This is a genomic window from Azohydromonas lata (assembly GCF_034427735.1).
GTDB classification, from domain to species: domain Bacteria; phylum Pseudomonadota; class Gammaproteobacteria; order Burkholderiales; family Burkholderiaceae_C; genus Azohydromonas; species Azohydromonas lata.
This window is the reverse complement of sequence record NZ_JAXOJX010000006.1, coordinates 118,947-141,195: the sequence shown is the minus strand read 5'-3', so window position 1 is coordinate 141,195 and position 22,249 is coordinate 118,947. Positions and strand designations below refer to the sequence as shown.

Below are 22,249 nucleotides of genomic sequence, written 5' to 3'. Positions count from 1 at the left end.
CCAGGGCCCACTTCCAATGAATACAAATCCTTCATCCACCACCGCCCAGGAGCCGCGCATGTCCAGACCGAAAATCCAGATACGCGAACTGACCAAGGTCTTCGGCAACAAGCCTGACGCCGCGCTTGAAATGCTGCGCCAAGGCCAAAGCAAGGACGAGATTTTCCAGCGCACGGGCCAAGTGGTCGGCGTCAACAAAATCAGCTTCGACGTCCAGGCCGGCGACATCTACGTGCTCATGGGCCTGTCGGGCTCCGGCAAGTCCACGCTTATCCGCCTGATCAACCGCCTGGTGGAGCCCACGGCGGGCGCCATCAACATCGACGGCGAGGACGTGGCCAGAATGCCCATGGCCGACCTGCTGCGTTGGCGCCGCAAGCGCATCGCCATGGTGTTCCAGAGCTTTGCGCTGATGCCGCACCGCACCGTCTTCGACAACGTGGCCTTCGGCCTGGAGATTGCCGGCGACAACGCACGGCAGTACCGCGACAAAGTGATGCAGGCACTGGAGCAGGTGGGCCTGAAAGCTTACGCGCAGAAGTTTCCCCGGCAACTGTCCGGCGGCATGCAGCAGCGCGTGGGCCTGGCCCGGGCCTTGGCCGTGGACCCGGACATCCTGCTCATGGACGAGGCCTTCTCGGCGCTGGACCCGCTCAAGCGCACCGAGATGCAGGACCTCATGCTGGAGCTGCAGCGCGAACACCGCCGCACCATCTTCTTCGTCTCGCACGACCTGGAAGAGGCGCTCAAGATCGGCTCGCGCATCGCCATCATGGAAGGCGGCAACCTGGTGCAGGAAGGCACGCCGCACGAGATCGTGACCCGCCCGGCCAACGACTACGTGCGCCGCTTCTTCAAGGGCGTGGACACCTCGCGCTACCTCACCGCCGCGGACCTCGTGGACAGCGTGCCGCCCCCGCCGGACTTTGTTGCCGCCAATCGAGCGAACAGGCTTGCGGCAACTACCACTTTGCCCGATGCCTTGCGTACCGTGCTTGGCCTGGATCAACCCGTGAGCGTCTTCGACGACGCCGAGCGCCTCGTGGGCTGCATCACGCCCAAGAGCCTTCTTCTCAAGATCGCGAGTACCCGCCATGCCGGCTGATTTTCTCAACGATATCCTGGGCAACGACAAGAGCGTGCTGCCCTTGGGCGCGATGGTCAACGATGGCGTCAAGACGCTGCTGGCCCATGGTGCCGGTGTTTTCGACGCCGTGGGCGCGGTGGTCGAGAACTTCGCGGGCCACATCGAATCGGCCTTTCTCGCCATTCCGTCCTGGCTGGTGATGCTGGTGGTGGTGGCGGTGGGCGTGTGGCGGCTGAAATGGCGCTTTGGCCTGTTCGCGCTGCTGAGCCTGCTGGTCATCCGCATCACCGGCTTCTGGGACCAGACCATGGTCACGCTGGCCCTGGTGTTCTCGGCCACCATCATCAGCCTCATCGTCGGCGTGCCGCTGGGCATCCTGAGCGCGCGCAGCGACCGCTTCAACGCCCTGCTGCGCCCGGTGCTGGACTTCATGCAGACCATGCCGGCCTTCGTCTACCTGATCCCCGCCGCGATGGTATTCGGCCTGGGCCGCGTGCCGGGCATCCTGGCCACCGTGGTGTTCGCCATGCCGCCCGTGGTGCGCCTGACGGCGCTGGGCATCCGCCAGGTCAATGGCGAGCAGGTGGAGGCCGGCCAGGCCTTCGGCTGCACCTCGATGCAACTGTTGTGGAAAGTGCAACTGCCCATCGCGCTGCCCACCATCATGGCCGGCGTGAACCAGACCATCATGATGGCGCTGTCCATGGTCATCATCGCCTCCATGGTGGGTGCCGGCGGCCTGGGCAACGACGTGCTCGCCAGCATCCAGCGCCTGGACATCGGCCTGGGCTTCGAGAGCGGCCTGTCGGTGGTGCTGCTGGCCATCATCCTGGACCGCCTCACCGAGAGCTTCGGCAGCCGGCATCAGGAAGCCTGAAGCCAGGCGGGCTTCGGCCCGCCAGTGCACGCCTGAAAGCAAAAGCGCCCGCACCCGCGGGCGCTTTTGCTTTGCGGCTTGCGCGATCGACGCCGAACCGACGCCGTACACCCGCCTTCAATGCGGCCATCCGCGTGCGATGGGAATCGCCTGGATGGCCGGCGTTGCTTGCGTTGCCGGCAACGCCTTTATCAACCGCCCCAGCCCGTGGGGTATGTCGCTCGACCCGTAACGCGGCTCGCACGATCCATTTCCACCATGCAGCCCGACTGCTACGGGATTGCTACCGGGGTCGATGATGGCCCTTGGGCAGGCCGTGCCTGCGCAAGCTGCAGCGTGCTGTGGGTGGGCCGTCATCGGCCCGTGCTTGTGGAGGGAGTTTCGCCGAGCTGGCGATCAAGGCCGCACGCCACGCCGGCAAGCGCCGGCGTGGCGTGGGAAGGAAGGCGGGAGGGACAGAGGATCCAGCAGCGGGCGTGCGTCGCACGCCCGTGCCGATGTCAAGCCGTTCGGCTCACAGGGAGTTGGCCAGCCAGCGGTCCACCAGCGGGCCGTGAGAGGCGACGTAGGCCGCGGCTTCCTTGGCCGCGCTGCTGTCGCGGGCCTTGAGCATCACGGCCTCCAGGTCGGCCAGCGGGAGCTTGTAGTTGCGGATGAAGGCGGCCGCCTTGGGGAAATCGGCGCTGAAGCCCTTGCGCGCCAGCCCGTGAATGGACTCCACGCCGCCCAGCGCGCCCTTGGGATCTTCCAGGTAGCGCAGCTTGTATTGCGAGAACATCCAGTGCGGCGACCAGGTCGTCACCACGATCCACTGCTTGCGCTGGATCGCGCGGTCCAGCGAGGTCACCATGGCCGCATCGGAAGCGGTGAGCAGCTTGTAGTCCAGGCCGTAGGTCTTGATCGCGGCATCGGAGAGCTTCATCAGCCCCGCGCCCGCATCGATGCCCTGGATGCGCCCCCCCAGTTTCTCCTTGACCTCGGGCTTGTTCAAGTCCTCGATGGTGCGAAGCTGCGACACGGGAATGTCGTCCGGCACCGCCCAGCCCAGCTTGGCGTCGGTGTAGATGGGGCCGAGGTTCTCGACGTCGTCCTTGACCTTCTCGTAGTAGCTCTTGTGCGTGCCGGGCAGCCAGGCCATGAGCATGAGGTCGATCTGGCCACGCTGCAGCGCGGCGTACTGCAGCGCAACGTCCGTCATCACCAGCTCCACGCGCTGCCCAAGGCGCTGCTCCAGCAGCAGCTTGGCGATTTGCGTGGTCACTTCGGCGTCGGACCATGCCGTCCAGCCAATGCGCAGCGGCTTGCTCTCGGCCATTGCGCCCAGCGACGTGCCGCCCAGGGCGACGGCTGCGGTTGCGCCGGCAATGAAATGGCGGCGGCTCATGGACTTTGTATCGATCGTCACGGTCAGGCTCCCTTTACGGTGGGTGGAGAACACTGGCTGGACGTTATTGCGCCGGCCCCCAGGCGACTTCTACCGCGGCGACGCGGAGATGTCGCAAGCCGACATTCCGCTTTCGTTGAGCTTGCAACGTAGCTTGCACGGGAGATTTCTGCGCAAGAAAATGCCGCGCCCGCTGGGCACAAGCGCTACCGGCGCCTGTGCCATGGGCCGCGATACGGCGCCTCAAAGGCCTGCAGGGGGCAGGCCGTGCCGGTGCACGCCGGCTGCGAAATGCATGGACCAAGGCATGCGGCTCAAAGCCGCCGTGCCCGGGCTGCACTGCCACTCTGGCACGCCGTGCGTCGCGGACTTGCCCAAATGCGACATGGATTTTCACCGGAACACCAAGCCGCCTCGCCCTGGCCTCCGCGGTGCCGTCCCGCGCGAAGGGCTGTCCTGTCGGCCAAGCCGGCAGCTTGACCGGCATCAACCACAGAACGTGCGCCGCACACGGCATGCTGGCCCGCAAGGCCCCGCAGCGCCGACAATGTGCGGCTCACGCCGCCCGTAGCGCGAGCGCAGGCGCAGCGCCTGCTACGGGATGGCAACCACATCCTTGCTGTAGTTTTTTTGAATGATTTCCCTGGGGCTTCTCGATCTCGTCGGCCTTGTTGGCGTGGTCGCCTACGTGGCCGCGCACTTTTGCGTGCAACTGCTGCACCGCCCGCCCGCCAGCCACATGGTGGTGGTGCTCAACGTCGTGGGGCCCACTTGCATCCTCATTTCGCTGGCCGGCTCCTTCAACCTCGCCTCGTTCCTGACGCAATGCTTCTGGCTGGGCCTGACGCTGCTGGGCTGGTGGCGCTACCGGCGCGGCCAGCGCCGGCAGGCTGACGGAGAGTCCTCCGCCAGCCGCTGAAGACCGGCCGCCTGACTGCCCCGGCCGCCCAGGGCAGCCGGGGAGCGCGGCCGAAAGCCGCTGGAAGGCCTCAGTCGCCCAGCAGGTGGCCCAAGCGCTCGCGCTTGGTGGCGAGGTAGGCCGAGTTGTGCGGCTGGGCGTCGGTCTCGTGGGGCTCGCGGTCGAGCACCTGAACACCGTGCTCGCGCAGCGCCAGCAGCTTGAGCGGGTTGTTGCTCATGAGCCGTATGGAGGCCACGCCAAGGGTCTTCAGGATGGCCGCGGCCGCCTCGTAGCGCCGCGCATCCACCGGATGGCCCAGCGCCAGGTTGGCGTCCACGGTGTCCAGGCCCTGGTCCTGCAGCGCGTAGGCGCGCAGCTTTTGCGCCAGGCCTATGCCGCGGCCTTCGTGGCCGCGCATGTAGACCACGGCGCCCTGGCCGGCCGCCTGGATGCGCTGCAGCGCGAGCTGCAGTTGCGGACCGCAGTCACAGCGCAGCGAGCCCAGCATGTCGCCGGTCAGGCACTCGGAGTGCACGCGCACCAGCACGCCGTGCGCGCCGGCAAGATCGCCCTTGCGTATGACCAGGTGCTCCACGCCGGCGCTATGGTCCTGCCAGGTTTCGAGATCGAATTCGCCGTGCGGCGTGGGCAGGCGGGCACTGGGCCCGCGCTCGACGTGAGGCATGAGCAGGGAAAGCGGATCGGACTTCATGGCATGCCCGCCTCCGTTCAGCGCGCCAGGGCGTCGAGCCGGCGCAGGCTTTGCAGCGTGGCCAGGCAGGCGCTGGCGACTTCCTCGCCCTTCTTCACGAAATGGGCGGTGAAGAAGGCGCGGTGCTCCTCGTGGTCGTGGAAGTCGCGCGGCGTGAGCACGGCGGAGAACACGGGCACGCCGGTGTCGAGCTGCACGCGCATCAGGCCGTCGATGACGGCGCTGGTCACGAACTCGTGCCGGTAGATGCCGCCGTTGACGATCAGCCCGCAGGCGATCACGGCGTCGAAGGTGCCGCTTTCGGCCAGCTTCTTGGCATGCAGCGGGATCTCGAAGGCCCCCGGCACGGCGAAGTGCGTGAGCGTGGAGCCGGCGTCCAGGCCCTGGCGGGCCAGCTCGGCGTTGATGCCCTCGTGCGCACGCTCGACGATGTCGCGGTGCCAGGAGGCGCTCACGACCGCGATGCGCAGGCCGGTGGCGGAGGAGGAAGAACGGGAGAGAGTCTGATTCATGGTCCGAACGTCAGTGGATTGCCAGAATCAGGGCGCAAGCACGCGAACACACGACGGTAGCCCAAAGCTTGAGCCAGCCGCCACGGCAACGCGATCTCTTTCATCCGGACTGTGACCGTCGGCCCTGGCCTCTCACCAGGTCTGCTGACCCCGGCACCGAACCAACGGCACCAGGCGCTCGCGGGCTCCCGTGGTCAAGCCACGGATACCGCCGGTGGGGAGTTCCACCCCGCCCTGAGAACGCTGCCAGCCCTCGCGGGCCGGCCAGCCGATTTTAGAAGCAGGGGAATTCCCGGTGGTTGCGCGGGCCATGAAGGGCGGCGCAAAAAAGCGCCGCTCAGGCCGTCCTGGCCGCCTGCAGTCCCAACTCCTGGACCATGCGCTCGCGCATCACGAACTTCTGGGCTTTGCCGGTGATGGTCATGGGCATCTCCGGGACGAAGCGCACGTAGCGCGGCACCTTGTAGTGGGCGATCTGCTCGCGGCAGAAGGCGCGTATCTCGTCCTCGGTGCAGGCCTCGCCCGGCTTGAGCACGATCCAGGTGCACACCTCCTCGCCGTACTTGGCGTCGGGCACCCCGAACACCTGCACCGACTGCACCTTGGGGTGGCGGAAGAGGAACTCCTCGATCTCGCGCGGATAGATGTTCTCGCCGCCGCGTATGAGCATGTCCTTCACGCGGCCGACGATGTTGCAGTAGCCGTCGGCGTCCAGCGTGGCGAGGTCGCCGGTGTGCATCCAGCCGTCGGTCACGGCCAGCCGCGTCTTCTGCTCGTCGCCCCAGTAGCCCTTCATCACCGAGTAGCCGCGCACCCAAAGCTCGCCCTTCTCGCCCACGGGCACGGGCTCGCCCACGCCGTCCACCACCTTGGCTTCCAGGTGCGGCTGTATGCGGCCCACGGTGGTGACGCGGTGCTGCAGGTCGTCCTGCGCCGAGCTTTGGAAGGAAACGGGGCTGGTCTCCGTCATGCCGTAGGCGATGGTGACCTCGCGCATGTGCATCTGCGCGACCACGCGCTTCATGGTCTCGATGGGACAAGGCGAGCCGGCCATGATCCCCGTGCGCAGGCAACTCAGGTCGAAGGTGGCGAAGTCCGCATGGTCCAGCTCGGCGATGAACATGGTGGGCACGCCGTGCAGCGCGGTGCAGCGCTCCTCGGCCACGGCCGAGAGCGTGGCCACGGGGTCGAACACCTCGCCAGGGAAGACCATCTGCGCCCCCGTGGCCACGCAGGCCAGCACCGCCAGCACCATGCCGAAGCAGTGGTAGAGCGGCACGGGGATGCACAGCGAATCCTGCTCGCTGAAGCTCATGGCCTGTGCCACGAAGCGCGCGTTGTTGACCACGTTGTGGTGCGTGAGCGTGGCGCCCTTGGGGTTGCCGGTGGTGCCGCTGGTGAACTGGATGTTGATGGCGTCGAAGCAGCCCAGCGCCGCGCTGCGCGCCTCCAACTGGGCCGCACCGACGCCCCGGCCCCGCTCCAGCACCTCGGCGTAGCTCAGCATGCCGGGCGTGCGCTCCTCGCCCATGCGGATGACGAACTCCAGATGCGGCAGCCGCGCCGCCTTCAACTGCCCCGGCGCGCACTGCGCCAGCTCCGGCGCGAGCGTCTGCAGCATGCCCAGGTAGTCCGAGCTGCGCAGTTGCCGCGCGGTCACGATGGCACGGCAGCCGGAGGCGTTGAGCGCGTACTCCAGCTCCGACAGCCGGTAGGCCGGATTGATGTTGACCAGGATGACGCCCACGCGCGCCGTGGCGAACTGCGTGGTCAGCCACTCGAAGCGATTCGGAGACCAGATGCCCACGCGGTCGCCGCGCTGCAGGCCCAGCGCCAGCAGCCCGGCGGCCAGGCGGTCCACCTCGGCCTGGAACTGCGCCCACGTCCAGCGTATGCCCTGCTCGCGAAAGACCACGGCCGGCCGGCTGGGCCAGCGGGTTGCCGTGTCCGCCAGCAGGCCAGCGATGGTGGCCGTGGACAGCGGCACGCCGGTTTCCCCCACCACGTGCGAGAGGCCGCCCACGGGCGCAACCCCAAGCCGCGATTGATCTTTTTCGTTCATCTTGTCTCCTGTGACGCCTCGCTTGGCAGCCAGCGAAGGTAGCCGCCGCAAGGCTGCCGTTGTTGCCTATCAGGTTGCAAAAGGTGCCAGCGTGTTGCGGCGCCAGCCGGCGCGGCCGCGCGCCGCTCAGGCCAGCCGCTGCGCCTGCAGCCAGCGCAGCGCGCCGTGCACGGCGCCGGGGGGTTGATGAAGTTGCGCGGCCAAGGTCTCCATGGACGGGTCCGGCGCCCCGCCGCGCAGCGCGTCGTGCAGCGCGGGCAAGTCCACGCCGTCGATGAAGCGCACGCCGCGCGGATGGCCCGGCGCCAGCACCACGCGGCGGCGGACGATGAAGCCGTTTTCGACCACGGGCCGCGCCGCTATGGCGGCGGCCTGCGGTTGGGCCACGGGCACCAGCGCCGCCGCGCCGGCCTGCAGGGCCTGCCAGAACGGCGCATGCGGCCAGCGCGTCTCGCCGGCGTAGTGGGCGCGCGCGGCCTGCAGCCGCTGGGCGAACACCTCCCGCGCCCGCGCCGCGTAGAACTCGCGCGCGGCCTGCGCGTCGGCCGGGCGCTCCAGCAGGGTGCGCAGCGTGGGCGCGGCGGCCAGGGCGCCGGAGACGGCCTCGAACATGCCGTGGCCGGAGAGCGGGTCGCTGCCGTAGGCCGCATCGCCCAGGCGCAGCCCGTCCTCCAGGCAGGTGCCGCCGCGCAGCACGGCCTGGATGCCGCGCACGGCGGTGCCGCCCGCGGGCTGCAGCGAGGGCCCAAGCAGCGCCGTGCACATCGGGAGCTGATGCATGCCGGCCGCATGCGCGGCGTCCACGTCGCCGCCGTGGGCCTTGAGCGTGTCCGGGTGCAGGACGAGCTGCACCTGCGCGGCCCCTGCCGCATCCAGCGTGCCCCAGGCCCACCCGTGCTCGAAGGACTCGGTGAAGGTCGTGCGCCGCCCGCGCCGCGCGCCGGTGAAGGCGCGGCACAGGGCCACCCGCGGCGCGGCGGCAGCCTGGTCCGCGGCCCACTTGGGCGCGCCGCGGCCGCGGCTTTCCACGACGAAGCCGGCGCGGGTGACGTGGGAGCCGCCCCTGGCGTCTTCCCAGTGGATGCGCCAGCCGCCTTCGCCCCGGTGCTCCACCTCGCGCACCAGCGCCGGCTGCAGGGCGACGCCGGCCCGGCGCGCGTCCTCCCACAGCGCCGCGTCCAGCGCCTGGCGTTCCACGACGAACTCGCCGTTCATCTCCACGGTGGTCCCGGCCCAGGCGGACACGCGCCGCCACGGCGCCTTCAGCAGCGACAAGGCCGTGCGGCAGCCGAGCTGCTCAAACCCCTGGGCGACACGCCAGGACAACCCTTCCGTGGCCGGCCTTGGGCGCGGGCGGCCCAGCACCAGCGGCTGCAGCCCGGCGCGCCGCAGCGCGATGGCCAGCGCCAGCGCAGCGGGGCCGGCGCCCAGGAGGGCGATGGGGGAGACGGTGGTGGTCGTCATTGCGGCTTCTTCCTTTTCCTGTCAGCCCTGAGGCGGCGGTGCAGCGCTGCCCAATTCGTCATGTCCGCGCGGACGAGCTGCTGTCCGGGGATTGCTCTGCGGAACTTGGCCTCCTGCCAGCAAAGGCACCGCGCCCCCTGCTTCGTCATTCCCGCGCAGGCGCACTGCTGTCCGGGGAAAACGTAACGGCCCGGCTGGCTGGCCGTACGAGGTGCTGGCCGCCAGCCCATACGCCGTCATCCCGGCGAAGGCCGGGATCCACGAACCCTGCAATGGCGCCTTGCGTGCCTTGGTACGGGCTCAAATGCCTTCACGCCAGCACTTCGGCTCGCGTGGATCCCGGCCTTCGCCGGGATGACGGCGTTTTTTCTACGGCCTGTCCCGCTGTTCAGCCCCTGTTACGTTTTCCCCGGACAGCACTGCGCCTGCGCGGGGATGACGAAGCTTTTCGCGCACGCCCAGCTCTGTGAATTCATGGCTCCCCGCCCGCGCGGGGATGACGCACTGGGGGGCCTGGCGCTTTCGCCCACGGCCAGCGACGGGAAGCTGCACGTGGTCGCGACGGCATCGCGCAAACCGAACCGTTTCGCCCTCCACCACGTCATGCCCGCGGAAGCGGGCATCCACGCCGGCCGGGGTGCTGGCGCGCCAATGTCGGCCCGGGGCGATGCCGTTCGAAGGCCATCCTCGGTGTTCGTGGATGCCCGCTTTCGCGCACTGCTGTCCGGGGAAAGCAGGTTTTCGTGCGCAGCTTGTGAGCCCAGGCGCTTCGCACCCCACTTCATCATTCCCGCGAAGGCGGGAATGACGGCTCGGGGGGTGCCGCAGATCAGTCTCCGGCTGGCGGCCATCAAATTCCCTCGGACAGCAATGCGCTTTCGCGCGCCCTTACGCACATCGCTTCTCCGGCCCAACCCAGGCCGCCATCAAGTACAGACGCGACCTCACATCCCCGGCCGCCACGCCCTGCCCAAGCAGCCCCGCGATCAGCCCGCTCATGCGCGCCGCCGCGATGCTCGCGCCGCCCCCGCGCGCGGCGTTGCCCGGCTCCAGCAGGGCGTGCGTGCCGAAATCCGTCCCCTCCAGCCCCAGCCACGACACCTCGCCCGGCCGGCAGCGCGCGTCGCCGGAGACGGCAATGCAGGAGGCCAGCGCCGCCGGATACACCACCCCGCCCCGCGACGGCGCCGCCGCCACCAGCAGCGCCCCCGCCGCCTGCGCCGCCTCGCACGCCGCCTCCAGCGCCGCGCTGCGCTCGCGCAATCCGAAACTCAGGTTGATCACGTCCACCCGCTGCGCCGCAAGCCAGCCAACGGCCTCCACCACCTCGCCCACCCCGGCCTCCAGCCCGCCGTGGAACACCTGGGCGCTGAGCAGCCGCGCCGACGGACAGCCCTCCAGCACCCGCCGCGCCACGTGGCTGCCGTGCGCCAGCGCGGCGCGGTTCACGGCTGCCCCGCCCCCGTCGCCAAAGCGCGCCGACACTTCCACCGAAGGCCACAGCGGCGCCGCCAGCGGCCCGTCCACGAGGCCCACGCGCACGGGCCTCATGCCGGCGCTCCCGCGCCCAGCTCCACGACCTGGTCGAACTCCCCTTCCAGTGCCGAGCGGTGCGACACCACCACCCGCGTGCACCCCGGCAGCAGCTCGGCGATGCGGCGCAGCGTGCGCCGCTCCAACGCCTCGTCCAGCGCGGAGGTGCCCTCGTCCACCACCAGCACCGCGGGCGCCATCAGCAGCGCCCGCGCCAGGGCCACGCGCTGGCGCTGCCCGCCGGAGAGCGTCGCGCCGCGCGGGCCCACCACCGTCTGCCAACCCTGATCGAGTTGCGGCAGGAACTCGGCGACGCCCGCCGCCTCGGCCGCGCGGTGAACCTCCTCGTCCGACGCCTGCGGCCGCCCGTAGCGGATGTTTTCACCCAGCGTCCCGGCAAACAGCACCGCCTCCTGCGACACCACCGCCACGCGGCGGCGCAGCGCGGCGCGGTCCAGGCGGCGCACATCCTGGCCATCCAGCAGGATGCGCCCCGCCGCCGGCTCGAAATGCCGGTGCAGCAAGTCCACCAGCGTGGATTTTCCGCAGCCCGACGCCCCGCGCAGCAGCACGGCTGTACCGGCCGGGATGCGGGCGCTGAACGCCACCAGCGCCGGGCGCGCGGCGCCGGGGTAAGTGAACGACAGGTTCTGGAACTCGACTTCACCCCGCGGCGCCACGGCCGGGCTGCCCGCCTCGCCCGGCGCCACCGCCGGCCGGCAGGCGGTCAGGTCCGTGACGCGCTCCAGCGCCACCTTGGCGCGCTGCCAGGAGAGCCACAGGCCCATGAGCGACTGCACCGGGGCGCTGGCCCGCTGCACGCAGGTCGCAAACGCCACCAGCATGCCCAGCGTCAGCGCCTCCCCCTTCAGCATCGCCAGGCTGCCGAACACGAAGATGGCCACCACGCCCAGCGACAGCAGCAGGTTGGGCAGCCCATTTGCCAACTGCCCAAGCAACTGCAGCGCGATGGACTCGCGCCGCAGCGCCGCATGCAAACCGGCCAGCCGCGCCGCCTCGCGCCCCTCGGCGCCATGCGTCTGTATGCAGCGCACGGCCGCGAGCTTCTCCACCAGGAAGGCCGACACCTCCACCCCCGCTTGCCGCGCGCGGCGCGTCAGCGCCTCCAGCCGCGGGCGCATCAGGCCGCTGGCCAGCGCATGCGCGCCCACCAGCAGCGCCAGCACCGCCACCAGCGGCGGGCTCCACAGGCCCAGCAGCAAGAGCGTGCCGGCCAGCATCAGCACGGCGTTCAGCGCGGACAGCACCGAATCCACCGCGAAGCGCTGCACTTCGCCCAAGTCGCCTTCCAGCCGTGCGAGCAAGTCGCCCTGGCGCACGCGGGCGTGGAAGGCGGGCGACAGCGTGAGCAGGTGCGCGAACAACGCTTCCTTCAAGCCGTGCAGCACCCGCAGGGAGGCCTGCGCGTAGAGGCGCCGGCACAGCACGCCCACCAGCAAGGCGCCCAGCGCCAGCGCGGCCATGGCGGCGCCCGCGCGGGCGATGGCACCGGGGTCGCGCGCCAGCACGCCGTCGTCGATGAGCGCCTTGGTCAGCAGCGGCTGCGCGAGGCCCGCCGCCACGGCGGCGATGGACAGCAGCAGCACGGCGATGAACCGCCAGGCCTGCCCGCGCAGCAGCGGCGCCATCCACCCGCGCAGCAGGCGCAGGCCCTGTGCGCGCGCGTCGTCCGTGGCGGCCGCGCCGGCCGGCGCGGGCCAGGCGACGGGAGGCAGGTGCAACTCAGGCGCGGCCATGGCGCGGCATCAGCGGCGCACCACGCGCAGGGAGGCGGCGGACTGGTCCGCGCTGCCGGGCATCTGCACGGCACCCAATTTCTTGAGCGTGCGGCTGTCGTAGAACGCCACCTCGCCCTGCGCGCCGCCCACGTACACCTCGCTGCCGTCGGAAGCCATGTTCACGCTGTAGAACGAGTGGTCCAGGTCCACGCGCTCGCTTTTTCCCGTGCGCAGGTCGGTGCGCGTGAGCTGGTTGAAGACGGTGAACACCTCGTCGCGGTTGGCCGGGTTGACCACCGACGAGAACAGCACCACCGACGCGTTCTCGAACTCCTTGAAGCGCACCTTGTCCGTGGCCAGGTCCAGCGTCCACAGGCCGGCCTTGACGGCCTCGGGGCTGTCGGCCTTCTTGTCCGTGCGCGGGACGAAGTAGGGCGACACGAACACCTGCGTCTGCTCGTGCTGCGGCCAGAAGTTGAGCGTGTCGGCCTGGCCGAAGTTGGCGCGCTTCCATGTGCGGAAGGGGTGCATGCCCTGCACGGCGCCGGTCTGCGGGTCCAGCTTGAGCATCTCCCAGCCGAAGGCGTAGAGCGTCTTGCCGTTGGGCGCCCACAGCAGGTTGCCCACGCGCCGCGGCGCGGGCAGCGTGCGCACGGGCAACGCGCCCACACCGGCCGAGGTGTCGAACACGGCGATGTGCGGTGCCTGCGCCTGGTATTCGCCGGGCAGGATCTCGTTGCGCACCACGTAGACGGCCAGCTCCTTGCCGTCCGGGCTCAAGTCCATGCCGTTGAAGGACTTGCCGCGCAGGCTCCCCGCCGACAGCTCGGCGCGAAAGACTTCCTTGCCGGTGTCGATGTCCAGCCCGGAGACGGTTTCCCAGTGGTTGTGCAGCACGTAGGCCACCTTGCCGTCCGGCGAGATGACGACGGCGCCCGGCCCGTGGCTCCTGGAGCCGTTGGGCAGCGGGTGGGCGTGCACCACCTTGCGCTCCTGCGCGTCGATGACCACCAGCGTGCCGGGCCGGCAGGCGGTGACGATGAAATCCTTGGCCGCAGCCGCCGCGGCCAGCGTGGCCAGCAGCGCCGCGGCGCCGGCACGCAGCGCCAGGCGGGTGGAACGGGAATGCTTCATCGGGTGTTGCTCCTGTGTTGGGTGCGCGCTCACTTGGGAAACACCGACTGCAGCTTGGCCCAGTCGAGCGTTGCGCTGTCCACCCCCTCGCTCCAGCTCCGGTAGCTGTTCATGCTGTCGGGCACCTGCGCCGGCCACCAGCAGGGGTCGGAGCAGCCGTAGAGGTCGGCCTCCATGGGCTGGCACAGGCCCGCGACGCCGCCAAAGGCGTCCAGCTCCCAGCCGGGGTCGAAGGTGGTGGTGCAGCCCACCACGGTGGTGGACAGCGCCACCACTTTTTGCACGCCCTCCTCGCCGGGGGCCTGGTCCATCTGGTGGGCTTTCTTGTTGAGGGGCTTGAGGCGGTTCACAGCTCGGTGCTCCTGTGGCTGACGTGGCGATGCAAGAAGGACGGGTTCTTTTCCAAAAGGTCCAGGTAGACCTCGATGCCGAAGTCCACCCACTCCCGCAGCAGCTCGCAGTAGTGGTAGACGGGCGAGTGCGGGTCGCTGAAGTGCGCGTAGGACTCGTGGTAGCAGCCTCCGGCGCAGAGGTTGCGGATGCGGCAGGTGGAGCAGCCGCGGCCGGAGCGGTCCATGGCGTCCTCGATGAAGCCGCCCAGCCGCGCCTTGTCTATGCCCTCGCGCACGTTGCCGAAGGTGGGCAGCTCCGAGCCGGTGAAGCGGTGGCAGAGGTTCAGCTCGCCCTGGTGGTCCACCGCCAGGAGGCCGACGCCCGCGCCGCAGGGCAGCGCCTTGCGCCGGCCCTCGTACAGGTCGCTCATGAGCTGGTGCATGTTGGAGAAGCCGATGTTCTCCCCGCGCAGCGCCGCGTCCCGGTAGGCGCGGCCCAAGCGCTTCATGGACTCGAACAGCGCGCGCAGCTCCGCGCCTTCGAGGTTGAAGGTGTCCACCGGGTTGCTGGTCACGGGCGCGAAGCCCACCTCGGCAAAGCCCAGCTCGTCCTTCAGGTGGCGGTGTATGGCCTCCACGTCGGTGAAGCCGGCCGTGAGCGTGACGCGCGCCCCCACCGGCTTGCTGCGGTAGCGCGAGAGCAGCAGCCGGGTCTTGGCCGCGACCACCTCGTACGTGCCCTGCCCGCCAATCGTCTTGCGCCGCCGGTCGTGCACGGCCTGCGGGCCGTCCATGCTGATGGAGATGCCGAAGCGGTGCTGGTCGAACCAGTCGATCAGCTCCTCGGTCAGCAGCGTGGCGTTGGTGGTGAGCGAGAGGTCCAGCGCCTTGCCCTCCTCCGCGCAGCGGCGCTCGGCGTAGGCCGTGGCGGCGCGGATCAGCGGCATGTTGCTCAGCGGCTCGCCGCCGAAGAAGACGATGCTCACGCGCTCGCGCTGGGCCCCCTCGCGCAGCAGCAGCTCTATGGCCTGCTCGGCGGTCTCCAGCGCCAGCTTCTGGCCCTTGGACGGCGTGGTGAGGTCTTCCTTGTAGCAATAGGTGCAGCTGAGGTTGCAGCCGGTGTTGACGTTGAGCACCAGGGTGCTGAGCGGAAACTCGGTCACCTTGACGCCGGGCCCGTGGTCCGGCGCGGCCGGGTCGGGGCGCAGCACGCCCAGGGCTCTTAAATCCTCGATGGCGCCGCTGAGCGAGGCGGGCGAGGCCTGGCCGTCGAAGCGCTGTCGCAGCTCGTCGGCCTGCACGGTGGAAAGGGGCCGGACGAAATCCAGCACGTCGGCGGTGACGGGGTCCAGGTCGAACAGGCCGGTGCTGGGGATGTGCAGCAGCACGCGGCGGTCGGCCAGCTTCAGGTCGTGGAAGCTGTGGGTGTCTACATGCAAGGGGGCCATGAAGGGTCTCCAGGCAAAGGGAAAGGGGTGGGCAGAGGCCATGCACGCCGGAAGCTGACACCTGGCCTCGTCATCCCGGCGCAGGCCGGGATCCACGAACACCGGGCGACATCCCGGCCCGCGTGGATGCCGGCCTTCGCCGGCATGACGGGGTGAGGTTGCAGCTGCGGGCAGCAGTCGCACTCAGCGGATGGGCGGGTCGTTCCAGCGCTGCACGCTCACGAAGAGCGGCACCGAGGCACTGAGTGAGCGGTTTCCGTCCATCACCTTGGCCGTGGCTTTCAATTCGCCCGCGTTGTTGGTGCCGAACTTGCGCTGGGGGTTGGGGCCGGCGTCCGCGGGCCAGAACAGGCCGTTGGGCTCCATGCGGCCCACGGCGAAGTCGGCGTCGCCCATCTCGGCCGCGGCGGGCGTGAGGTTGTCCAGCGACCACTGCGCAGGCAGCGCGCCCAGGCGGAGGTCGTCCTTGGTGCCGCGCTTGCCGTCCGGCCCCGCGGCGTAGGCGATGGCCTCCAACTGCGCCGGCAGCTTGGCGCGCGAGCCGCCGTTGCCGCCCAAGCGGGCAATGGGGTGCTCAGGCTCGACCTTCACGTAGTCCACCTGCCGGTAGACGGGCAGGCCCGCGGCGAGCTGGGCCCTGCCCACGCGCACGCTGCGCAGCCCGTCGCGGGCACCGGCGCGCACCGCGACTTTCACGACGACCTTGTCCGCGTCGCGCGACACCATTTCAAGGACGCGCAGGTCGGGGCCCAGCACCACGTCGCCGGCCAGGTTGGCGCCGTGGAGGGTGATGTTTTCCGTGCTGCCGGCGCGCAGCGCGGCGGGCACCACGGAGAGCACGGCGGACGGCGCCTGCGCGTCGGCCCGCACGGCCACGAGGTCGCCGCCCAGGCCGTCCTGGGCCACCAGGAACCAGCGTCCGCTCATGCGCCGCCCGCCGGGCTCGATGCTCATCACCTGCTGCACGGCCGTGCCGTCGGCCTGCTGCAGCGTGGCGCGCCACTCGTGCTTGCCGTAGACGATGCTGCGGCCCTGCGCCGACTCGCTGCGGCCGTCGGCCCAGCGCAGGGTGACGCTGAGCGCATAGCGGTCCTCGCCGTCGGCGCGGCGGATGTCGGCCTCGCCCTCGTAGGCGCCGTGACCCGGCCGGTAGCCGGCCAGGCGCCAGCGGCCGCTGGCGTCCGGCGCGGGGGTGGCCTGCCAGTCGCGCCAGGCGCCGGACTCATAGCCGTTGAGCCTGGCCAGGACCTGCACGACGTCCTTGGACGCGATGTCGAACCAATGGCGGTCGCGCCCGCCGGCCGAATATTCGATGGAGGGGAACTGGCCGACGTGGAAATTCACCAGGCGCCGCCAGTCGTCCTCGGTGCGGCGCTGCACGGCAATGCGCGCGGCCGAGTGGCAGCGCACGCACATCTCCGTCAGCAGTGGATGGCCCGGCTTTTCCAGGACATTGGGCTGCCGCTCCAGGATGTAGCGGTGATTTTGAGTTTCCGAAGGCGCCAGGCCGAAATGGTCAGACAGGTATTTGACGACCTGCTGCCGTTCTTCCGCCGTCAATTTCACGCCGTGGGCGTAATCCATGCGGACCACAGTCATGTCCCAGCCCTCGGGGGTTCTGCGGCCCTCGCTGATGCGAAACCAGCGCCCGTCGCCCTGGGCGGCGTGGCAACTCGCGCATTTGGCGTTGATCAATTCCTTGCCGGAGAGCACCGGCTCGGCCGCGAAAGAGGCCGATGTGCCGCTCAAACCCAGGAGGGTGGCGGCGGCCCAGGCAAGGGCATGGCATTTGAATGGGCGAATTCCAACTCTGGACATAAAGGCCTGCTGGGTTTGTTGAATCGGCTTTCCAGGCCACGGCAAGCCCAGGAATTCGTGCCGTTCACCATTTTCGTGAACCAGCTTTGGGCATGCACCGTGGCCGTGCAAGCACTTTACGAATTTCAGGCCTGACCCGTTATCGAGAAACGGCAAACCGGCCGGCGAGCTTTATCAAGAAACGGCAAAGCTGAATGAACCCGCCCTGAGGAAATCCCCCGTTGCCGCCAGGAAAAAGCCGCCTAACATGGCTGCAGGGTGGCGGCAATGGCACAGGCCTTGCGAGTTCCTGCCCATCCCCACAGAAGTACCTCCATGCTCAGCACCGTTTCACCATCGTGGCGCATGCCGGCCACGGCGCCCGCAGCGGCCATCAGTTCCACGGAAAGCGAAGATCCCCTGGTCCAGGCTTACAGCTTGAGCAAATGGTCACAGGAATATACGCAGCTCTCCAACGGCAAGTTCCTGGGCCGCACCGTGGATTTGTCGCTCGGCCCGGTTCAATTGCTGCGCGAAACCATGTCGCAGGCGGTGGACCAGAATTGCCAGCCGCTCACCGATTGTTATTCCATAGGCATTGCCGCGCACGCGGGCGGCACCTGGCAAAACCGGCCGCTGGAGGCAGATAAGCTGTTTCTCCTGCCCCGCGGCGAGGCGGCACGGCTGCGCACACCCCTGCAGTCGGACATATTGGTGGCTTTCATAGACCGCGCCGAAATGCAGCGCTCGGCCAGCCAGATCCTGGGCGTGGATGCGGACAAGTTATTCGAAGGCCAGCGGGTCAAGAAGGTGGACGAGGCGGCGGCACGGCGGTTTCGCGCGGGCCTGCATCAAATCATGCTGGCGGCCTTGGATGCGCCGGACGCCTTGAATTACGAGGCGGCCACGCGGCGCATGTCGGAGGCCATCACCGAAACCTGCCTGGACGTGCTGGGCAGCGCCTTTGAAAACCCGCGCGTGGAACGCGACGCCTTGCGCGTGCACCGTGCCATCGTCGAGCGGGCGCGTGAATTCATATTGGCCCATCGCGAAACGCCGCCCACGGTGACGGAGCTTTGTGCCTATTTGAATATGAGCCGCCGCGGCGTGCATTACGCCTTCATGCAGGTGCTGGACGTGAACCCCGTGACCTTCATCCGCAACGTGCGCCTGCACGCCGTGCGGCGCGCGCTGCTGCAGGGCGACGCGCCCTCGGTCTCCGCCGCGGCGCACCACTGGGGCTTCTGGCACCTGGGCATGTTCTCCTGCTATTACAAGGAATTGTTCGGGGAATTGCCGTCGGAGACGGCAAAGAAATCGCCGGGGTTGAAGAGGGTAAGGTGGTTGGTGAATGATTGAAATGAAATTTAGAAATTATTTTCCAACCGGCAGCCGGTAGCTAATATGCCGCACTTTCAGATTCGTCATTCCCGCGAAGGCGGGAATCCAGGCGGCCCCCAAACCAGCCGCAAGCGCAATAGCAGGCAAACCAACACCCAAACGCAGCCGGCCTGCCCAAACACTACGCTTTGACGCGGGGCCGCCTGGATTCCCGCCTTCGCGGGAATGACGAAGCAGTTATTAAAGCTTCTTCACTGACAGCCCGAGCTTTAAGCCCAATTCAAAACCCCTTGCTCACACTCGCCACCCACCGCGTCCCCGCCACCTTTTCCCCTCGCCCGTCCGCATCAAAAAACGTCCACAGCGGCACTCCACTTTTCTCGGCCTTGGCGTTGTTGCGGCTGGCGGCCAGTGAAAACTGCCAGGACTCCAGCGTATAAGTCAGCCCGGCCCGCACATCGGTGAAACTGTAGTCGCCCAGATGGCGTACATTTTGCCGCCCGGCGTGCAAATTCAAATTCCATCCCGGCGCCAGCTCCGGATTCCAGTTCACCTCGAAATACATCGTCCCGCGCGTGGACTGCTCCTCGCCAGTATTCGGGTTGATCGCCAGCCCCGCGAAATGCTTGCTCACCGCCACCCAGCCGGCAACGTTGAAGGCGTCTTTTGAAAGCACCAGCTTGGCCTCGCCGGAATCGTATTTGATGCGGCGATTGTCCACGCTGTAGTAGGCACCGGGATACCAGTAGGCATAAACGCCGGTGTCCAGCCCGTAGCCGTTGCCCAGGTCCTTGCGCCAGCCGCCATACAAATCGATTTCCGAACCGGAACCGTTGTTGTAGGCCGCGTGCGACACGCCCGAGCCCCAGAGGCCGGCATAAAATCCGCTGGCGTGGGCGGTTTCCACGGCGGCCTGCACCGTGGGTTTACCTTGCGTCAGGGTGATGCCCCGAAAAAGATATTGTGAAACCAGCGAAGCGTTGCCGGTGACGGTCCACGGCGGGTTTCCAGCCGATGCCGCGGCATCCTGGGCCTGCGCGGCGGAAACCATAGACAGAGAAACCAACGCCCACGCGGCGGCTTGCTTGACGGAATTTGTCATGTGATTTTTCCCCAAGGATGGAAGCGCCCGGCCTTCCCGTGCCTGCGCTCTGGAATGGCTCCCTGCATGCCGGACCGGGCCGATGCTCATCCGGCTGGAAATGGGAGCTTCAGGGGAATATAGGAAAGGATAAAGAAATGGCCTGTCAAGAAACGGCAAGGATTAAAGGCCGGGTTATCAAGAAACGGCCAAGAAGGCTGCCGAAGACGGGTCTCCTACAAACAAACTCAGCGCCCGGGAGGCGCCACCGCCAGCGGCAGGCACACCTTGAACGTGCTGCCCCGCCCCGGCGTGCTTTCCAGCCGCACCGTGCCGCCCATCATCGTCACCAGCCGCTGGACGATGGACAGGCCCAGGCCCGTGCCGCCGAAGCGCCGCGTGATGGACCCGTCGGCCTGGGTGAAGGGCTCGAAGATGCGCTGCTGCTGCGCGGGGGCGATGCCCATGCCGGTGTCCGTCACGTCCACGCACAGCACCGACGCGCCCGTGGCTCCCGGGTGCGGCGCGCTCCAGCGCGCGCACAGCGTCACCTGCCCGTGCGCAGTGAACTTCACCGCGTTGGCCAGCAGGTTGAGCAGCACCTGGCGCAGCCGCAGCGGGTCGCCCACCAGGCGCGCCGGCAGCTCGGCGCCGAAGTCGGCCTGCAAGGCCAAACCCTTGGCGTCGGCCTGCGGGCGCACCAGGTCCAGCACGGTGGCCAGCAGCGGCGCCAGCTCGAAGACGACCGCCTCCAGCGCCATTTCGCCGGCCTCGATGCGCGAGAGGTCCAGCACGTCGCTCACCAGCGCCAGCAACTGCTGGCCGGCGTCGTGGATGTGGGAGACGAAGCGCGCCGCGTCCGCCGGCAGCGTGGTGCGCCGGCGCAGCAGCTCGCTCAGGCCGATCACGGCGTTCAGCGGCGTGCGCAGCTCGTGGCTCATGTGCGCCAGGAAGGCGCTCTTGGCGCGGTTGGCCGCCTCGGCCTGCCGCGTGCGCTCGCGCAGCTGCTCCTCCAGCGCCTTGCGCTCGGAGAGGTCCGTCACCACGGCCAAAAAGCCGCTGGGCTCGCCCTGCGCGCTGCGCAGCAGGCTGATGCTCACCAGGCCGGCCACGCGCGAGCCGTCGGCGCGCACGTAGGTCCATTCGCTGCGCCGGCTGCTGTCGTGGTCCGCGGGCAGGGCCGCCAGCGTGGAACGCGCCGCGGTGGCCAGCCACAGCGGCAGTTGGCCGCAGTTCTCCAGCACCTCGCGCGGATAGTGGTGGAGCTGGGCCAGCATTTCGGCGTGGTCGCGGAAATCCAGCTCCAGCCGGCCCAGGGCGCGGGCGGCGGGAATGCGCAGCATGGCCTCCGCGGCCGGGTTGAAGGTGGTGATGCGCCCGGCCAGGTCGGTGGCGATGATGGCGCTGCCCGCACTGGCCAGGATGGCCTGCTCCCGCTCGGCCAGCCGCTGCAGCTCGGCCGTGCGCTGGCGCACCTGGCGCTCCAGCGTGGCGTTGAGCTCGGCCAGCGCGGCTTCCGCCTCCTTGCGCCCGGTGATGTCCAGCGAGGAGCCGATGATGCCGATGACGTGCCCGCGGGCGTCGCGGAACGGCGCCTTGGTGGACAGCCACACGGCCGGCGTGCCGTCGGCGCGGCTGACCGCCTCCTCCACCTGCTCGGCCACGCCGCTGTCCATGATGCGGCGGTCGTTGGCCATGACGGCCCGCGCCTGGGCCGGGTCGTCCAGGCACTCCAGGTCGGTCTTGCCCAGGTAGTGCTGCGGCGGCTGGCCCAGCAGCTCGGTCACGCCGCGGTTGGCCACCAGCAGGCGGCCCTGGGCGTCCTTGGCGTAGGCCACGCCGGGCACGGCGTCGGCAAAGGCGCGCAGCAGGTCCAGGGCCTGGTCGCGCTCGGCCTCCAGGGCGCGGCGGCGCTCCGCGTCCAGCAGCACGCCGGGGAAACGCAGCGGCGTGCCGTCGGCGGCGAGGTCCACGCGGCCGTTGGCCTGTATCCAGCGGTAGATGCCGTCGTGCCCGCGCACGCGGTATTCGTGGCTGTAGGGGCCGCCGCGGGCGATGGCGTCGGCCATGGCGGCGCGCAGGCCCTCCAGGTCGTCGGGGTGGACGCTGGCCATGACCTGCTCCGGCAACAGCCCCGTGCGGCCCAGCGCCGGGTCCAGGCCGAAGCTCAGGGCGAAGCGCTCGTCCACCGTGACGGTGTCGGTGGGCAGGTCCCACAGCCAGGTGCCGATGATGGCGCCCGCGGCCAGGGCGAGCTGCACGCGTTCGGCGTCCACGCGCGCCTCCTCGATGCTGCGCGCCAGCGCGGCCTGGTCGCGGCGCGCGGCGGTGACGTCGGTGACGGCGTCGGCCACCGCCACGCCGCGCCCGCGCGCGTCGCGGCGCAGCACCTTGCGGGTGGCCACCACGATCTCGCGCCCGTCGCGCGTGGTGTGGCGCACGTCGCCCGTCCACTCGCCCTCGCGCTCCAGCGTGGCCTCGATGTGGGCCAGCGGCACGGGGAACACGGCGTGCAGCAATTCGTGCGCGTTGCGGCCCACGGCCTCGTCCGGGGCCCAACCGTAGAGACGCTCGCAGCCGCGGGACCAGTAGAGGATGGTGCCATCGGGGGCGCGGACGAAGACCGAGGCCAGGTCCAGCGTGGCGGTGAGCTCGCCCAAGGCCGAGCCAACCCGAGCCGGCAGGCCCGGGGCCTCGACGGGGCCGGCAGCTCCGGCCGCTTCGCCTGCGGCAGCAAGAAGCACGCGCTGGGCCCCCAGCCTGACGTCATCCATGTTGGTGCACTTCCTCCGTCCGACGCCGGCGCCCGCGCGTTGCGCTGCGCCTGAGCCCCACGCTGCGGGCA

General features: G+C 69.3%; 17 protein-coding genes and 1 riboswitch. Of the genes, 4 read left to right on the top strand and 13 right to left on the bottom strand.

Annotated elements, in window-relative coordinates:
• Nucleotides 1–58 precede the first annotated feature (58 nt).
• Both SM757_RS06415 and SM757_RS06410 read left to right on the top strand, forming a co-directional pair.
• Nucleotides 59–1,105, top strand: a complete 1,047-nt coding sequence (locus SM757_RS06415) for a quaternary amine ABC transporter ATP-binding protein (protein WP_066342488.1) — start codon at nt 59–61, stop codon at nt 1,103–1,105.
• On the top strand, nt 1,095–1,964 hold the full coding sequence (locus tag SM757_RS06410) for an ABC transporter permease (RefSeq protein ID WP_066342487.1): 870 nt from the start codon (nt 1,095–1,097) through the stop codon (nt 1,962–1,964). Before SM757_RS06415 ends, SM757_RS06410 begins: the two co-directional genes overlap by 11 nt.
• Before the next feature lie 514 nt (nt 1,965–2,478).
• On the opposite strand, the gene SM757_RS06405 is transcribed toward SM757_RS06410, so the two are convergent.
• Nucleotides 2,479–3,369, bottom strand: coding sequence for a glycine betaine ABC transporter substrate-binding protein (locus SM757_RS06405; protein WP_238455981.1), 891 nt, complete (start codon nt 3,367–3,369; stop codon nt 2,479–2,481).
• 613 nt (nt 3,370–3,982) lie between these two features.
• On the opposite strand from SM757_RS06405, the gene SM757_RS06400 reads away from it, so the two are divergent.
• Nucleotides 3,983–4,267: a CBU_0592 family membrane protein gene (locus SM757_RS06400; RefSeq protein ID WP_066342485.1), complete on the top strand. Its 285-nt coding sequence runs from the start codon at nt 3,983–3,985 to the stop codon at nt 4,265–4,267.
• Nucleotides 4,268–4,337: 70 nt separating this feature from the next.
• On the opposite strand, the gene ribA is transcribed toward SM757_RS06400, so the two are convergent.
• From ribA to peaA, 10 genes are all read right to left on the bottom strand, one after another.
• Nucleotides 4,338–4,961, bottom strand: coding sequence for a GTP cyclohydrolase II (ribA, locus tag SM757_RS06395; protein ID WP_066342484.1), 624 nt, complete (start codon nt 4,959–4,961; stop codon nt 4,338–4,340).
• A gap of 17 nt (nt 4,962–4,978) precedes the next feature.
• Entirely contained in the window at nt 4,979–5,473 is a 495-nt protein-coding gene (locus SM757_RS06390; RefSeq protein ID WP_066342483.1) for a 6,7-dimethyl-8-ribityllumazine synthase, read from the bottom strand.
• 88 nt (nt 5,474–5,561) lie between these two features.
• Nucleotides 5,562–5,719, bottom strand: a riboswitch (FMN riboswitch).
• A 91-nt stretch (nt 5,720–5,810) separates the two neighbouring features.
• Nucleotides 5,811–7,535, bottom strand: coding sequence for an AMP-binding protein (locus SM757_RS06385; RefSeq protein ID WP_322464817.1), 1,725 nt, complete (start codon nt 7,533–7,535; stop codon nt 5,811–5,813).
• A 126-nt stretch (nt 7,536–7,661) separates the two neighbouring features.
• Nucleotides 7,662–8,999 (bottom strand): flavin-dependent monooxygenase QhpG, encoded by a 1,338-nt coding sequence (gene qhpG, locus SM757_RS06380; protein WP_322464816.1) that lies wholly within the window; start codon nt 8,997–8,999, stop codon nt 7,662–7,664.
• An 888-nt stretch (nt 9,000–9,887) separates the two neighbouring features.
• The gene (gene qhpE, locus SM757_RS06375; RefSeq protein WP_322464815.1) at nt 9,888–10,550 is read right to left on the bottom strand and encodes a subtilisin-like serine protease QhpE; all 663 of its coding nucleotides are present in this window, start codon (nt 10,548–10,550) and stop codon (nt 9,888–9,890) included.
• Entirely contained in the window at nt 10,547–12,289 is a 1,743-nt protein-coding gene (locus SM757_RS06370; protein WP_322464814.1) for an ABC transporter ATP-binding protein, read from the bottom strand. The genes qhpE and SM757_RS06370 overlap by 4 nt, the downstream gene beginning before the upstream one ends.
• A 9-nt stretch (nt 12,290–12,298) precedes the next feature.
• Nucleotides 12,299–13,405, bottom strand: coding sequence for a quinohemoprotein amine dehydrogenase subunit beta (peaD, locus tag SM757_RS06365; protein WP_066342876.1), 1,107 nt, complete (start codon nt 13,403–13,405; stop codon nt 12,299–12,301).
• A gap of 29 nt (nt 13,406–13,434) precedes the next feature.
• Nucleotides 13,435–13,755, bottom strand: coding sequence for a quinohemoprotein amine dehydrogenase subunit gamma (gene qhpC / locus SM757_RS06360; RefSeq protein WP_084268057.1), 321 nt, complete (start codon nt 13,753–13,755; stop codon nt 13,435–13,437).
• Entirely contained in the window at nt 13,752–15,185 is a 1,434-nt protein-coding gene (peaB, locus tag SM757_RS06355) for a quinohemoprotein amine dehydrogenase maturation protein (protein ID WP_066342874.1), read from the bottom strand. The genes qhpC and peaB overlap by 4 nt, the downstream gene beginning before the upstream one ends.
• A 183-nt stretch (nt 15,186–15,368) precedes the next feature.
• Nucleotides 15,369–17,003 (bottom strand): quinohemoprotein amine dehydrogenase subunit alpha, encoded by a 1,635-nt coding sequence (gene peaA, locus SM757_RS06350; RefSeq protein ID WP_322464813.1) that lies wholly within the window; start codon nt 17,001–17,003, stop codon nt 15,369–15,371.
• A gap of 315 nt (nt 17,004–17,318) precedes the next feature.
• On the opposite strand from peaA, the gene SM757_RS06345 reads away from it, so the two are divergent.
• Nucleotides 17,319–18,341 carry a helix-turn-helix domain-containing protein gene (locus tag SM757_RS06345; protein ID WP_322464812.1) on the top strand — a complete coding sequence of 341 codons (1,023 nt, stop codon included), beginning with the start codon at nt 17,319–17,321 and terminating at the stop codon, nt 18,339–18,341.
• Between the two features lie 262 nt (nt 18,342–18,603).
• Here the strand turns inward: SM757_RS06345 and SM757_RS06340 are convergent, their stop codons facing one another.
• Together SM757_RS06340 and SM757_RS06335 are read right to left on the bottom strand one after the other, a co-directional pair.
• Nucleotides 18,604–19,425, bottom strand: a complete 822-nt coding sequence (locus tag SM757_RS06340; RefSeq protein WP_322464811.1) for a TorF family putative porin — start codon at nt 19,423–19,425, stop codon at nt 18,604–18,606.
• Nucleotides 19,426–19,652: 227 nt separating this feature from the next.
• On the bottom strand, nt 19,653–22,178 hold the full coding sequence (locus SM757_RS06335; RefSeq protein ID WP_322464810.1) for a PAS domain-containing sensor histidine kinase: 2,526 nt from the start codon (nt 22,176–22,178) through the stop codon (nt 19,653–19,655).
• Nucleotides 22,179–22,249 lie beyond the last annotated feature (71 nt).

Coding starts and splice junctions, on each gene's coding strand:
- SM757_RS06415 (WP_066342488.1), top strand. CDS start 59: ATGTCCAGACCGAAAATCCAGATACGCGAACTGACCAAGGTCTTCGGC.
- SM757_RS06410 (WP_066342487.1), top strand. CDS start 1,095: ATGCCGGCTGATTTTCTCAACGATATCCTGGGCAACGACAAGAGCGTG.
- SM757_RS06400 (WP_066342485.1), top strand. CDS start 3,983: ATGATTTCCCTGGGGCTTCTCGATCTCGTCGGCCTTGTTGGCGTGGTC.
- ribA (WP_066342484.1), bottom strand. CDS start 4,961: ATGAAGTCCGATCCGCTTTCCCTGCTCATGCCTCACGTCGAGCGCGGG.
- SM757_RS06390 (WP_066342483.1), bottom strand. CDS start 5,473: ATGAATCAGACTCTCTCCCGTTCTTCCTCCTCCGCCACCGGCCTGCGC.
- SM757_RS06385 (WP_322464817.1), bottom strand. CDS start 7,535: ATGAACGAAAAAGATCAATCGCGGCTTGGGGTTGCGCCCGTGGGCGGC.
- qhpG (WP_322464816.1), bottom strand. CDS start 8,999: ATGACGACCACCACCGTCTCCCCCATCGCCCTCCTGGGCGCCGGCCCC.
- qhpE (WP_322464815.1), bottom strand. CDS start 10,550: ATGAGGCCCGTGCGCGTGGGCCTCGTGGACGGGCCGCTGGCGGCGCCG.
- SM757_RS06370 (WP_322464814.1), bottom strand. CDS start 12,289: ATGGCCGCGCCTGAGTTGCACCTGCCTCCCGTCGCCTGGCCCGCGCCG.
- peaD (WP_066342876.1), bottom strand. CDS start 13,405: ATGAAGCATTCCCGTTCCACCCGCCTGGCGCTGCGTGCCGGCGCCGCG.
- peaB (WP_066342874.1), bottom strand. CDS start 15,185: ATGGCCCCCTTGCATGTAGACACCCACAGCTTCCACGACCTGAAGCTG.
- peaA (WP_322464813.1), bottom strand. CDS start 17,003: ATGTCCAGAGTTGGAATTCGCCCATTCAAATGCCATGCCCTTGCCTGG.
- SM757_RS06345 (WP_322464812.1), top strand. CDS start 17,319: ATGCTCAGCACCGTTTCACCATCGTGGCGCATGCCGGCCACGGCGCCC.
- SM757_RS06340 (WP_322464811.1), bottom strand. CDS start 19,425: ATGACAAATTCCGTCAAGCAAGCCGCCGCGTGGGCGTTGGTTTCTCTG.
- SM757_RS06335 (WP_322464810.1), bottom strand. CDS start 22,178: ATGGATGACGTCAGGCTGGGGGCCCAGCGCGTGCTTCTTGCTGCCGCA.